Source organism: Sphingomonas sp. IC-11, from assembly GCF_021043365.1.
Classification (GTDB): Bacteria; Pseudomonadota; Alphaproteobacteria; order Sphingomonadales; family Sphingomonadaceae; genus Sphingomonas.
Genome location: NZ_JAJNDU010000001.1, coordinates 951153 through 964040 on the forward strand (window position 1 = coordinate 951153; position 12888 = coordinate 964040).

Below are 12888 nucleotides of genomic sequence, written 5' to 3' on the forward strand. Positions count from 1 at the left end.
ACGCTGCGACAACCGTAAGAAGGGCCGCCACCAGGCGGCCAGCCTTCGACCGATCGAACCGAGACGCGGGTTTGATCGAATCAATCGAACAATTGTGCGTAGCGCTCAGGGGAAAACCCCGCCTCGATCACGCCGCCATGTTCAAGCAGCGGGCGCTTGATGGCTGATGGATGCGCCTGCATGATCGCCAGCGCTCGGTCCCGATCGAGCCCGGAGCGTTCGGCCTCCGGTAACTTGCGGAACGTGGTGCCCTGGCGATTGAGCACCTTTTCCCACCCCAAGCGGTCAATGGCACGGCCGAGCATGGCGGCGTCGACACCCTGCTTTTTATAATCGTGGAAGCGATAGGTGACGCCCTGCGCTTCCAGCCAGGCGCGCGCCTTCCGGACAGTGTCACAAGCGGGAATGCCGTAGAGGATGGCGGTCACTGAAATCTCCGCGTGGTTGTGCATGGTCGTGGGATAGCGGGTTGTGATTGGTAAACCAGTCAGTGGGGGACGTCTCCCGCCGGCATGGCAGGCTCTCGATCGAGACCGCGCCCATTCCAGCGGCCCATGCGTCGCGTCTCAATGGGCGAACGCGAGCGACCAAGAAGCTGCTCAGCGTGAGTGATTGGGAAAGCGCAGGAAAGGCACCGCTTTTTTCCGCATTAAGGCTTACGAACCGATCGGCCGTTGTGGGTATCCCGTGATCCCACTTTGCACCACTTACCAGCGCTCTTCGAACAACCGATAGGTTAGGCTTCGTATGTGGCTCAACATGTTGGGGGAAAGAATGCCTGTTTCTGACCGAGGGAGCCAACGGGAGAGAGGCAGGCCGTGCAGCCGGTCGGAGCGAAGTTCCCGCGGCGTCGCCGGGCGCGGACGTGCAAACGGTCGGGTTCTCGCCCGGCTTCTCTCCGGCATGGCGCTGACGGTAAGCCCGGGCGTTGCCTCGGGATGTGCGGAACGAGAAGGTCCAAGCGGGCAGTCCGCAACGGTGCAAACTTATGTCCAGGGACAAGTGCAACAGTTCAACCGTTGGGACGACAACCGCGACAAGATCGTGGAATATACCAAATTGCCGAAGAAGATCGCCAAGCGATACAAGAGAATGGATGCTGATGACGATGGTCGGCTGACCCGCGCGGAACTCGAAAAAGGCGCCGCTTTGGCCTTCGCTCGCGCCGACAAGAACAAGGATGGCGTGCTGGACCTGACGGAGCAGCATTGACCTCGGGGAGACCGAGCGTCCCGCCCATATTCACACGCGCAACCCTGGCTGGTGTCGGGCACGGCGGTTGAAGGCCGAAGCAGTGCCGACCCGCCCAGCCACGCCGCTGAAGAAGGCGAGTGGAGCAGGAGCCGCTGACTGAATCGGCCCGACCGGACTGTCATCCGGCCGGGTATTCCAACGCTACGAGAGACGTTCCAACGATCCCGTCTGCTGCATCAGCGCCGCCGTCACTGACAGGCGAGGCACTCGTCATAATCGGTCGATTCGCCCAGATCGAACTTCGGCTTCTCGATCGTGTTGTCCGCTTCCACGCCGCCCGCGAAGCCCGCGCGCTGCACGCTCTTCGAACGCAGATAATAGAGCGACTTGATGCCAAGCTCCCACGCGCGGAAGTGGAGCATCAGCAGGTCCCACTTCTCCACATCGGCGGGGATGAAGAGGTTCAGCGACTGGGCCTGGTCGATGTACGGCGCACGGTCACCGGCAAGCTCCAGCAGCCAGCGCTGGTCGATCTCGAAGCTGGTCTTGAAGCAGTCCTTCTCTTCCGGGCTGAGGAAGTCGAGGTGCTGCACGCTGCCACCATGCTCGAGGATCGAATTCCACACCGCGTCCGAATTCTTGCTCTTCTCGTTGAGGAGCTTCTCCAGATACGGGTTCTTCACCGCGAAGCTGCCCGACAGCGTCTTGTGGGTGTAGATGTTGGCCGGGATCGGCTCGATGCAGGCGGACGTGCCGCCGCAGATGATCGAGATCGACGCGGTCGGCGCGATCGCCATCTTGCAGGAAAAGCGCTCCATCACGCCCATGTCGGCGGCGTCGGGGCAGGGGCCACGCTCGGCGGCGAGCGTCATCGACGCCTGGTTCACCTGCGCGTTGATGTGCTTGAAGATCTTGAGGTTCCAGCTCTTCGCCATCGCGCCTTCCATCGGCAGGCCGCGTGCCTGAAGGAAGGAGTGGAAGCCCATCACGCCCAGGCCAACCGAGCGCTCGCGCGCCGCGGAATAAGCCGCGCGCTCCATGCCCGGCTCGTGCCGGTCGATATAATCCTGCAGCACGTTGTCGAGGAAGCGCATCACGTCCTCGATGAACTGCTTGTCGTCCTTCCACTGGTCCCACGTCTCGAGGTTGAGCGACGAGAGGCAGCAGACCGCGGTGCGATCATTGCCGAGGTGGTCGCGGCCCGTCGGCAACGTGATCTCGCTGCACAGGTTCGAGGTGGAGACCTTCAGGCCCAGATCGCGGTGATGCTTGGGCATGTTCTTGTTCACGTGATCGGCGAACACGATGTACGGCTCGCCAGTCGCAAGGCGGGTTTCGGCCAGCTTCTGGAACAGGCTGCGCGCATCGACCTTGCCGCGGACGCTGCCGTCCTTGGGGGACTTCAGCTCCCACTCGCCGCCGTCACGCACCGCTTCCATGAAGGCGTCGGGGATCAGCACGCCGTGGTGCAGGTTCAGCGCCTTGCGGTTGAAATCGCCCGAGGGCTTGCGGATCTCGAGGAACTCCTCGATTTCCGGATGCGACACGTCGAGATAGCAGGCGGCCGAGCCGCGGCGGAGCGAACCCTGGCTGATCGCCAGCGTCAGGCTGTCCATCACGCGGACGAAGGGAATGATGCCGCTGGTCTTGCCATTCAGGCCCACCGGCTCGCCGATGCCGCGCACATTGCCCCAATAGGTGCCGATGCCGCCGCCACGGCTGGCGAGCCAGACGTTCTCGTTCCAGGTGTCGACGATGCCGTTCAGGCTGTCGGGCACGGAGTTCAGATAGCAGCTGATCGGCAGGCCGCGCCCGGTGCCACCGTTCGACAGCACGGGCGTCGCAGGCATGAACCACAGGCGGCTGATGTAATCATAGATGCGCTGCGCATGCGCCGCATCATCGGCATAGGCGCTGGCAACGCGCACGAAGAGATCCTGATAGGTCTCACCGGGCAGCAGGTAACGATCGTTCAGCGTGTCCTTGCCGAAGTCGGTCAGCAGCGCGTCGCGCGAATGATCGACGTCGAGCGGATACGGGCGCCGCTTCGCCTCCGCTGCCGTCGTCTCCGTGGCTGCTGGCTCCGTTGCGGTTCCGTTGATCGCTTCCAGTGCGTCGGTCGCCATGTTCGCCTCGTTTGCGTCCCTAAAGTCCATCGCCGCCGTCCCTGAATGCTCTGCTTGTTCGAATCAGGAGGCGAGCCTCCATGTTACACCGGAGCAAGGCCGCTGGTGAGAACAAAAAGAGGCCATCTCTCAACAAAGAGCGGCATGACCCCATACCCCGACACTCGGTGTCGCGGCTCCTGTTTTACCAGCGCTAGCGCCTGCCCCTGCGAATTACCCCTACAGATTGTGGCAGGCGACGCGCGGAGGCAAGAGGTGAATCGCCTGAGCAAGGAAACGGTTCATCACGACGACTGCGCGGCCCATCGCCAGTTAAGTGCAGCGACGCGCGGACTTCCGCGGGATTCATGAATTGCAAGACGGCACGGCCGCCGCAAAAATATTTTCCCGTTTCGCAATCGGCAACGCCAGTAATGGCCGGGCTGGTACTTTTGGCGCTCGCTCCGGAGCTGATAGCGAGCTTCGTGATTGGAGAATGGCGCCTCAGCTGACGCGGCGAACAACCCGAGACGGCGCTTGCGACAGCCTCTCCATGTCAAAGTGGCGGGTAAACTCAAGTCCCGCCCGGCCTTCCGAGATCCAGCGGATCGTCGCCGGGAACAGCTCGTTTTCCACCAGTTCGATGCGCACCTCGGCGCCGACCGCCTCATCGGTGAAGTCGACTCCGTCGATCATCACTCCGGTTGCGGAGAGATTGCGGATGCGCACCTCACCGAACTCGCCGCCAATCTCCAGGCGCGCCGATCGCAGCACCGTCGCGCGATTCGCCCGGCTAAAGCGATGGCCGACCGGCGTCGCACTACCCTGGCCGCTGGCGAGCTGCGCGCGGACATCCTCCGCACGGGCGGGGCGGCCATAGACGAAGCCCTGGATGTGGCTGCACCCGAGCTCGCTGATCAGCTTGATCTCGTCCTGCTGCTCCACGCCCTCAGCGGTGGTTTCCATTCCCAACGTATTCGCCAGGCTGACGATCGCCTTGATGATCGCCGCGTTGCGGTTGCCAGCCTGGATTGCGCCACGGACGAAGCTCTGGTCGATCTTGATCTTGTCGAACGGTGCCTTGCGGAGATAGCCAAGCGAGGAATAGCCGGTGCCGAAATCGTCGAGCGCCAGCCGTACACCAATGCCCTTCAGCGTCTTGAACATCTGGTTAGACGAGGCATCGTCATTGACGAAGACGCTCTCGGTGATCTCCAGCTCCAGCCGGTTCGGAGCGATACCTGACGAGGCGATCGCGCTCGTCACGATTGCGGGGAGGGCGGGGTTGGCGAACTGGATCGGCGAAACGTTTACCGCGATGCGCACATCGGCGGGCCAGTTCGCGGCTTCGGCACAGGCGGTACGCAACACCCATTCACCGATCGCTTCGATCATCCCGCATTCCTCGGCGACCGGCACAAAATCCGCTGGGCTCACTGCGCCGCGGGTCGGATGCTCCCAGCGCAGCAGCGCTTCGTAGCCGACAATGCGCTGGTCGCTGGTGGACACCACCGGCTGATAAACCAGGTGAAACTCGTCCTCGCCCAGCGCGCGACGCAGATCGTCCTCCAGCCGCTTTCGCTTCTGCGCGCCGGCCAGCATCTCGTCACGGAAAAAGCGGGAGACGCCCCGGCCGTCCGCTTTCGCGGCATAGAGCGCGAGATCGGCATTGCGGATCAGCGTCTCGCTGTCCTGGCCGTGTTCGGGTGCGATCGCGATGCCGATCGAGCAGCCGATCGACAGCGAGGAGCCCGCAATGAAGAACGGCTGCGACAAGGCGTTGATGATCAACTGCGCCAGCGTGCCGAGCCGGTCGCGATTGCCCTCTCGCGGCAGGACGACCTGAAACTCGTCGCCGCCCAGGCGGCCGACCAGCCCGGCATCGCCGACGGTGCGCTGCAGCCGCTGCGCGACCTGCTTCAGCAACTCGTCGCCGCATTGGTGCCCAAGCGTGTCGTTCACCGCCTTGAACCGATCGAGGTCGAGCAGGAACAATGCCGTGGTCGTGTTTGGCCCCTGCGCCGGCGACAGCGCCTGATCGAGCGACAGGCGCAGCCGCTGGCGGTTCGCGAGGCCCGTGAGGCTGTCGAACAGCGCCAGGCGGGTGATTTCCGCTTCCGAGCGACGCTTTTCCGTCAGATCCGAACCGAAGCCGATGAAGCCCTGAAAGCGGCCGAGATCATCCAGCATGGGCCGGCCGGATATCGACCACCACCGGTCTGCACCCGTGTCAAAGGCCGGTCGCACCGAGTAATCCGAAAAGCTTGTCCGCGCCGACAGGTGGAACGTCAGCGTCCGCTCCGTGTCCGCCATGCTGGAATCAACCCGGAAAATGTCGACCAGCCGTCGTCCCGACGGGGCCATGCCGAGCGCCGTCAGCTCCTGCACCACCTTTGCACTGACATAGTTGAGGCAGCCGGCGCGATCGGTTTGCCAGAACCAGCCGGTTCCGTGGCTTTCATATTCCCGCACCAGCCGCGTCGCGAGTTGCCGCTCGTGCTCCTGCGCCTCCCTGGCAGCGAGTTGTTCATGATCACGCACCGCGATGCGGAACACGCCGATCACCAGCAATGCGGCCAGAAGCACCGCTGCGATTGCCGCCATACCGAGGCCGGCAGTAACCGGCACCATCAGCGCCAGCGAAACGGCGAAGGCCAGCGAGGCGGCGCGCACCGGATGGAGCGCGATCGCGGCAAGTATGATGGCGCCGAACCCGAGAACGAACGCAGCGACGCGCAACGATCCGCTGGGGAGATCCGGCGACAGATCCAGCTGAAGCGACAGCGTAATCGCCAGAACCGCAGCCAGCCCCGCCAGTACCGAGATGCGCTGATGTGGCGCCAGGCTTAATGCGGCCGGAAGCGACAACAATGCCCAAGTGGCGATGCCAGCGCCGGACATGGCGATGCCGAGAACGGCCGCGGGGCCCAGCGGCTCGTGCCAGATAGCTAGCGCACCCGTGATCGCGATCGAGCCGAGCAGAAGCACCGCAAGCACCACCGGCCACAGAGCCGCGGCTTCCGCAAGCCGGGCATTGCTCGAGTCTCGCAGCCTATCGTCATCCGACGCGGTCAAGCCCAATGCTTCGATCAGGCGTGCGGAGCGAACTGGTGCTGCAGGTGCGGTACGACGAACGGATCCCATCCGCCCGCGCTAGTCCAAAGAGGATTGGAAAAGCGTTTATGGCCGACGATTTTTCTGCGGCCCTGATGTTCCGGTGAGCCGAACCCGGCACCCGCTGATTTCTCGTGCCGTTGCAACGATGCTCGCGCGCGAAAGCAGACCAGTTGCACTCCCCGCCAGCGCGCCATAGTGCAGCGCGTCATGACCACGACGATCCGCGCCGCAGACCTGATCGAGAGCGTTGCCGATGCGCTCCAGTTCATCAGCTACTATCACCCGATGGATTACATCCGTGCGCTTGGCGACGCCTATGAGGCGGAGCAGGGCCCGGCGGCGAAGGACGCGATCGCGCAGATCCTGACCAATAGCCGGATGTGCGCGGAGGGCCACCGGCCGATCTGCCAGGACACCGGCATCGTCAACGTGTTCGTCAAATGGGGCATGGATTGCCGCATCGACGACACCGGCCGCTCGATGCAGGAAATCGTCGATGAAGGCGTGCGCCGCGCGTACCTTCACCCGGAGAACAAGCTGCGCGCCTCGGTCCTCGCCGACCCCGCCTTCACGCGCCGCAACACCAAGGACAACACGCCCTGCGTGCTGCATGTCGAGATGGTGCCGGGCAGCAAGGTTTCGGTGGACGTCGCGGCCAAGGGCGGCGGCAGCGAAAACAAGTCCAAGTTCAAGATGATGAACCCGAGCGACTCGATCGTCGACTGGGTGCTGGAGATGTTGCCGCAGATGGGCGCGGGCTGGTGCCCGCCCGGCATGCTCGGCATCGGCATCGGCGGCACGGCGGAGCATTGCGTGCTCCTCGCCAAGAAGGCGCTGATGGAGCCGATCGACATGGGCCCGCTCAAGGCACGCGGGCCGAAGAACGATATCGAGGCGCTGCGCATCGAGATCTTCGACAAGGTCAACGCCCTCGGCATTGGGGCGCAGGGCCTGGGCGGGCTGTCGACCATCCTCGACGTCAAGATCCTCGACGCGCCGTGCCATGCCGCAGGCAAGCCGGTGGCGATGATCCCGAACTGCGCCGCCACCCGCCACGCGCATTTCACGCTCGACGGCAGCGGCCCGGCGTATCTCGAGACGCCGAAGCTCGACGAATGGCCCAAGGTCAACTGGACGCCCGACAAGGCCGCGATCCGCGTCGATCTCGATACGCTGACGCCCGAGATGGTCCGCTCGTGGAAGCAGGGCGATCGCCTGCTCCTGAACGGCAAGATGCTGACCGGGCGTGACGCCGCGCACAAGCGGATCAAGGACATGCTCGATGCCGGCGAGGAGCTGCCGGTCGAGTTCAAGGGCCGCGTGATCTATTATGTCGGCCCGGTCGATCCGGTCGGCGAGGAAGTGGTCGGTCCGGCCGGCCCCACCACCGCAACGCGGATGGACAAGTTCACCCGCATGATGCTTGACCAGGGCCTGCTCGCAATGGTCGGCAAGGCCGAGCGCGGGCCAGCGGCGACCGATGCGATCAAGGACGCCAAGAGCGCCTATCTGATGGCGGTCGGCGGCGCGGCCTATCTCGTCGCCCGGGCCATCAAGGGATCGAAGGTCGTCGGCTTCGAGGATCTCGGAATGGAAGCGATCTACGAGTTCGAGGTGGAGGACTTCCCCGTCACCGTCGCGGTCGACAGCGAGGGCAACAACGTCCACCAGCTCGCCCCGCTCGTCTGGCGCGAGAAGATCGCCAAGGAAGGCCTGCTCCAGCCGGCATAAGGGCGCTTGTTGCCGGAAATCCTGATGAGGCGTACGGATCACCGCAGCTATCAAACGAGCAAGGTGGGCCGGCGCCTCAAAGGCATCCATATCGGCTGCATCGCCTCGCTCATCTCATCAACGACGTAGCAATCAGGGTGCAGCCAACGATCGCCTGAGCGCCACAGGCGATTGCCATTGCGCCGGGTCTAGAGCGGCCCACAGAGGCAGTGTCTTTTTGGCCCGAGATAGTGCGCCAAGCAGCGATCATCGCCTCAAAAGCGGCCCGCTCGCGCAGAAGCAGCCGCCACGCGATGAAGCTGCCACCAATTAGCGGCAGCCCGCTCGCCGATAGTCCGACGATGAAGGCGAAGGGCGCCAGAACCGCGAAGAGCGCCAGCGCAAAGCTCCACGAGAACCCGCTCACCGCGAAGAACAAGATTTGGAAGTGTCGACGGTTTGCTGCCTGCGCAGTGTAATAGATTAGTCGTGCCTGCTCATTCACAGTCGATCCATTCGGTAGCAATGGGCGGATGGGGGTATGAATTAGATGCGCGTTGTTCTTATCAACATCCCTCATCCCGCAATCGGTAGCCGGATTCCTGATGATCATCTGCCGCCGCTTGGCCTGCTAGCGGTCGGGGGGCCGCTGATTGACGATGGGCATGAGGTCGTCCTTATAGATGGCGAACTGGGTCCATTGTCGGATGCCGAGATCGTGGAGATGGCGGCGGCAAAGGCGCCCGACGTCATCATGTTTGGCCATTCGGGTTCATCGTCGGGGCAGCCGGTCATCACCCGCATGGCACGCGCGATACGTGCCCGTTTGCCAAAGGCTACCATCGTGTATGGCGGCGTGCATCCGACCTATTTCTGGCGCGATCTGTTGGATCAGGAGCCTTGGCTCGATGTTGTCGTTCGCGGGGAAGGTGAGGAGACCGCTCGCGGTTTGCTGCGTGCACTTGCTGACAACACGCCGCTCGAGGACGTCCGCGGTTTGGCCTTTCGCCGCGCCGGCTGTGCGGTCGCGACCGGGGCTGCACCGATTATCCGAGATCTCGACCAATATCGTATCGGATGGGAGCTGATCGACCATCGCCGCTATAGCTATTGGGGCGGCAAGCGCGCCGTTGTGGTTCAGTTCTCCCGCGGTTGCCCGCATCTTTGCACCTATTGTGGACAACGCGGCTTTTGGACCCGCTGGCGACATCGCGATCCGAAACTCTTCGCTGCCGAAATCGCCAGGCTACATCGCGAGGAGGGAGTGGAAGTTTTCAACTTCGCGGACGAAAACCCGTCAGCCGGGCGCAAGGCCTGGCGCGCTTTTCTGGAAGCGCTGATCGCTGAGAAGATCAACGTCACGTTGGTCGCGTCGACCCGCGCGGACGACATCGTTCGCGATGCCGACTTTCTTCACCTTTATAAACAAGCCGGCTTTGAGCGTTTTCTAATGGGCACCGAGAACACCGATGAAGACACTCTTCGGCTGATCAAGAAAGGCGGTGCAGTCAGCACCGATCGCGAGGCGATCCGGTTGCTGCGCAAGCATAACATCCTTTCTATGGCGACCTGGGTTGCCGGCTTCTCGCACCAGACCGATCGCGACATGCTGCATGCCCTTCGTCAGCTCATTTCGTACGATCCAGATCAGATCCAGGCCCTCTATGTCGTGCCCCACCGCTGGACGCCGTACTTCGAGGAAGCGGCCGAACGCGATGTCGTGCAATCGGATCGAACGAAGTGGGATTATAAGCATCAAGTGCTCGGGATGGCGCGCATGCCGCCTTGGCGCTTATTTATTTGGGTGAAGTTTATCGAGGCTGCGATGCAGCTAAGGCCCAGGGCGCTGCGGCGCCTGCTCTGGAACCGCGAACCGAAGATACGACATGCCATCAGGTGGTATTACCGCATGGGTCGCCGAGTATGGCTGCATGAGGTCCGCGAATTTTTGCTACGCGACAAGGTTGCGTCGACCGGTTTGACCGTGGCCACCTTTGCAGGCGAGACCTTGGCGAAGGAGGAAGAGGCAATGGCGCTGACCTGATAGCTGATGGCAACGCGAGGATGAGATCGAAGGTGAGGCTGCGGTGACTTCAGCACGGAGATCCGACGAGCCTGCTTTAGGTTGAGACTTGTCCCCGCACCGTTGCTGCCGCACAGATCGGCGGATGGTTTCCATGACATGGCGGCGCCCGGGGCGGCGGCGGAGTGACGCGCGGGGGATGGGCTGATGCTCGTCCTCGCCGGCATCGCGATCATCGCGCTTGGCTTTCTGTTGCGCTTCAACCCGATGCTGGTGATCGCGGCATCAGCCCTCGTCACCGGGCTGGCCGCCGGGATCGATCCGCTCGCCATCCTCGCCGCATTCGGTAAGGCGTTCAATGACACGCGCTACGTCACTGCCATCTATATCGTGCTTCCCGTCATCGGCCTGCTGGAGCGCAACGGCCTGCAGGCGCGCGCGCGCTCGCTGGTGGGCGGGCTGAAGGGGCTGACGACAGGGCGGCTGCTGATGGCCTATCTCGCCTTTCGCCAGATCACCGCCGCGCTTGGTCTGACCTCCGTCGCTGGTCCGGCGCAGACCGTCCGCCCGCTGATCGCGCCAATGGCGGAGGCCGCGGCGGGGGCGGCGCATGATCCCGACAAGGTGAAGGCGATGGCCGCCGCCACCGACAATGTCGGGCTGTTCTTCGGCGAGGACATCTTCATCGCGATCGGATCGATCCTGCTGATGAAGGGAGTGCTGGAAGGCTACGGCATCTTCGTCGAGCCGCTGCACATGTCGGTCTGGGCGATCCCCACCGCGATCGCCGCCTTCGCCATCCATGGCACGCGGCTGTGGCTGCTCGATCGCAAGGCGCGCCGCGCATGATCGGGCTGAATTTTGTCTATCTCGTCGCGGGGCTCACCTTCCTCGCCTTCGCGATCCTCTCGCTCGCGGAGCGGCGCTGGGCGAACACCGGCTTCTACGGGCTGGTCGCGACGAGCTTCCTTGCCGGCGACTGGCTGGGCGACATCGGCAATGGCGTGCTCGTCCTCGCGCTGGTGGCGATCGCGGCGAGCGGGCGGATGAAGCGCCGCGTACCCGCCGGCGAGCCCGCCGCGCGCGGCGCGATGGTGTTCGTGCCCGCGCTGGTGATCCCGGCGACCGCGCTGATCGGCACCTTCGTGTTCAAGCAATTCCCGGCGGTGTTCGACGGCAAGCAGGCGACACTGGTGGCGCTCGCGGCAGGGGTGCTGCTGGCGCTGGCGCTTTGCTACGCCTGGCTCCGGCCCGCCCCCGCCGAGCCGTTCCGCGCTGGCCGTGCATTGATGGACGATATCGGCTGGGCCGCGGTGCTGCCGCAGATGCTGGCGAGCCTCGGCGCGGTGTTCGCGCTGGCGGGCGTCGGTGAGGTGGTCGGCCGGCTGGTCGGCCTCGCCATCCCCACCGGCAGCGTGCTCGGCGCGGTGCTTGCCTTCGGGCTTGGCATGGCGCTGTTCACGATGGTGATGGGCAATGCCTTCGCGGCCTTCCCGGTGATGGCCGCGGCGGTCGGCATTCCGCTGCTGGTCCAGGCCTATGGCGCCGATCCCGCACCGGTGGCCGCCGTGGGCATGCTGGCGGGCTTCTGCGGCACGCTGATGACGCCGATGGCGGCGAACTTCAATCTTGTCCCCGCCGCGCTGCTTGAGCTGAAGGATCGCAACGGCGTGATCCGTGCGCAGGTGCCGACGGCGCTGCCGCTGCTCGTGTTCAATGTGCTCTTGTTGTGGTGGATCGTTGCATGACCCTGACGCCCGATGTCGCCGCCGGTTTTGCCCGGCTTACGCTTGGCCATGTCGGGCAGCGTTATCCCTTCAAGTTCGATCAGGTGCTGACCGGGCCCGATGATCTGCGCGAGCCGCATGAGATCCACCCGATCTTCCACGGCAGTTTCGATTGGCACAGCTGCGTCCACGGCTGGTGGCAGCTGCTGACGATCGCGCGGCTGTTCCCCCATCTGCCCGAGGCGGCGGAGATCCGCCATCGCGCGGACGAGATGCTGGTGCCCGACAAGGTCGCCGGCGAACTGGCGGTGCTCGCGCGGCCGTACGCCGCCGGTTTTGAGCGGCCGTACGGCTGGGCCTGGGCGCTAGCGCTGCATGGCGAAGCGGTGCGGCATGACGCCGCGTGGGGCGCGGCGCTTGAGCCGCTGGCCCGCGCCTTTGCCGAGCGTTTTCACCAGCACCTCCCCAAGCTCACCTACCCGATCCGCGTCGGCACCCATTACAACACCGCCTTCGCGCTGACGCTCGCGCGCGATTGGGCGCTCGACCATGATCCCGCGCTGGTGGCGCTGATCGACACCCGCGCCCGCGACTGGTTCGGCGAGGATCGCGGCTGCCAGGCATGGGAGCCGGGCGGCGACGAGTTCCTGTCCCCCGCCTTGTGCGAGGCGCTGCTGATGAGCCGCGTGCTGGGTGACGGCTTCGCCGGCTGGTTCGACGTCTTTCTGCCGGACGCCGTCGCCGGTCGCCCGCAAAGCCTGTTCACCCCTGCCGTGGTATCGGATCGAAGCGACGGGAAGATCGCGCATCTCGACGGCCTCAATCTCAGCCGCGCATGGTGCTGGCGCTCGATTGCCGCGGCGCTGCCGGCGCATCCGATCGCGCTGGTGGCGCGCGCCGCGGCGGACGATCACCTCGCCGCCAGCCTGCCGCATCTCGCGGACGATTACATGGGGACGCACTGGCTGGCGACCTACGCGCTCCTCGCACTCACTGTTTGAAAGGGGCTGGC

10 protein-coding genes are annotated in these 12888 nt (G+C 64.3%); 6 read left to right on the forward strand and 4 right to left on the reverse strand.

The window, feature by feature from the left end:
* Positions 1 to 80 precede the first annotated feature (80 nt).
* Positions 81 to 452 carry an ArsC family reductase gene (locus LQ954_RS04525; protein ID WP_269142123.1) on the reverse strand — a complete coding sequence of 124 codons (372 nt, stop codon included), beginning with the start codon at positions 450 to 452 and terminating at the stop codon, positions 81 to 83.
* A gap of 451 nt (positions 453 to 903) precedes the next feature.
* On the opposite strand from LQ954_RS04525, the gene LQ954_RS04530 reads away from it, so the two are divergent.
* Complete coding sequence (locus LQ954_RS04530; protein WP_231022153.1) at positions 904 to 1212, forward strand: hypothetical protein; 309 nt, start codon at positions 904 to 906, stop codon at positions 1210 to 1212.
* A gap of 230 nt (positions 1213 to 1442) precedes the next feature.
* Here the strand turns inward: LQ954_RS04530 and LQ954_RS04535 are convergent, their stop codons facing one another.
* Together LQ954_RS04535 and LQ954_RS04540 are read right to left on the reverse strand one after the other, a co-directional pair.
* Positions 1443 to 3350: a ribonucleoside-diphosphate reductase subunit alpha gene (locus tag LQ954_RS04535; protein WP_231022154.1), complete on the reverse strand. Its 1908-nt coding sequence runs from the start codon at positions 3348 to 3350 to the stop codon at positions 1443 to 1445.
* A 453-nt stretch (positions 3351 to 3803) separates the two neighbouring features.
* Positions 3804 to 6443, reverse strand: a complete 2640-nt coding sequence (locus LQ954_RS04540; protein WP_231022155.1) for an EAL domain-containing protein — start codon at positions 6441 to 6443, stop codon at positions 3804 to 3806.
* Positions 6444 to 6623: 180 nt separating this feature from the next.
* Here LQ954_RS04540 and LQ954_RS04545 point away from each other — a divergent pair, with 180 nt between their 5' ends.
* Complete coding sequence (locus LQ954_RS04545; RefSeq protein WP_231022156.1) at positions 6624 to 8147, forward strand: fumarate hydratase; 1524 nt, start codon at positions 6624 to 6626, stop codon at positions 8145 to 8147.
* A 109-nt stretch (positions 8148 to 8256) separates the two neighbouring features.
* Here the strand turns inward: LQ954_RS04545 and LQ954_RS04550 are convergent, their stop codons facing one another.
* Positions 8257 to 8739 carry a hypothetical protein gene (locus LQ954_RS04550; protein ID WP_231022753.1) on the reverse strand — a complete coding sequence of 161 codons (483 nt, stop codon included), beginning with the start codon at positions 8737 to 8739 and terminating at the stop codon, positions 8257 to 8259.
* Here LQ954_RS04550 and bchE point away from each other — a divergent pair.
* The 4 genes from bchE to LQ954_RS04570 all read left to right on the forward strand — a co-directional run bounded on the left by bchE (position 8677) and on the right by LQ954_RS04570 (position 12877).
* On the forward strand, positions 8677 to 10170 hold the full coding sequence (bchE, locus tag LQ954_RS04555; protein WP_231022157.1) for a magnesium-protoporphyrin IX monomethyl ester anaerobic oxidative cyclase: 1494 nt from the start codon (positions 8677 to 8679) through the stop codon (positions 10168 to 10170). The two genes, LQ954_RS04550 and bchE, sit on opposite strands and share 63 nt — an antisense overlap.
* 186 nt (positions 10171 to 10356) lie before the next feature.
* Entirely contained in the window at positions 10357 to 10998 is a 642-nt protein-coding gene (locus tag LQ954_RS04560) for a DUF969 domain-containing protein (RefSeq protein ID WP_231022158.1), read from the forward strand.
* Positions 10995 to 11897 carry a DUF979 domain-containing protein gene (locus LQ954_RS04565; RefSeq protein WP_231022159.1) on the forward strand — a complete coding sequence of 301 codons (903 nt, stop codon included), beginning with the start codon at positions 10995 to 10997 and terminating at the stop codon, positions 11895 to 11897. The genes LQ954_RS04560 and LQ954_RS04565 overlap by 4 nt, the downstream gene beginning before the upstream one ends.
* Positions 11894 to 12877 carry a DUF2891 domain-containing protein gene (locus LQ954_RS04570; RefSeq protein WP_231022160.1) on the forward strand — a complete coding sequence of 328 codons (984 nt, stop codon included), beginning with the start codon at positions 11894 to 11896 and terminating at the stop codon, positions 12875 to 12877. The genes LQ954_RS04565 and LQ954_RS04570 overlap by 4 nt, the downstream gene beginning before the upstream one ends.
* The last annotated feature ends 11 nt before the right edge of the window (positions 12878 to 12888 follow it).

Excerpts from the sequence above, each read along its gene's own strand:
- LQ954_RS04525 (WP_269142123.1), bottom strand. The coding sequence starts at position 452 with ATGCACAACCACGCGGAGATTTCAGTGACCGCCATCCTCTACGGCATT.
- LQ954_RS04530 (WP_231022153.1), top strand. The coding sequence starts at position 904 with ATGGCGCTGACGGTAAGCCCGGGCGTTGCCTCGGGATGTGCGGAACGA.
- LQ954_RS04535 (WP_231022154.1), bottom strand. The coding sequence starts at position 3,350 with ATGGACTTTAGGGACGCAAACGAGGCGAACATGGCGACCGACGCACTG.
- LQ954_RS04540 (WP_231022155.1), bottom strand. The coding sequence starts at position 6,443 with ATGGGATCCGTTCGTCGTACCGCACCTGCAGCACCAGTTCGCTCCGCA.
- LQ954_RS04545 (WP_231022156.1), top strand. The coding sequence starts at position 6,624 with ATGACCACGACGATCCGCGCCGCAGACCTGATCGAGAGCGTTGCCGAT.
- bchE (WP_231022157.1), top strand. The coding sequence starts at position 8,677 with ATGCGCGTTGTTCTTATCAACATCCCTCATCCCGCAATCGGTAGCCGG.
- LQ954_RS04550 (WP_231022753.1), bottom strand. The coding sequence starts at position 8,739 with ATGATCATCAGGAATCCGGCTACCGATTGCGGGATGAGGGATGTTGAT.
- LQ954_RS04560 (WP_231022158.1), top strand. The coding sequence starts at position 10,357 with ATGCTCGTCCTCGCCGGCATCGCGATCATCGCGCTTGGCTTTCTGTTG.
- LQ954_RS04565 (WP_231022159.1), top strand. The coding sequence starts at position 10,995 with ATGATCGGGCTGAATTTTGTCTATCTCGTCGCGGGGCTCACCTTCCTC.
- LQ954_RS04570 (WP_231022160.1), top strand. The coding sequence starts at position 11,894 with ATGACCCTGACGCCCGATGTCGCCGCCGGTTTTGCCCGGCTTACGCTT.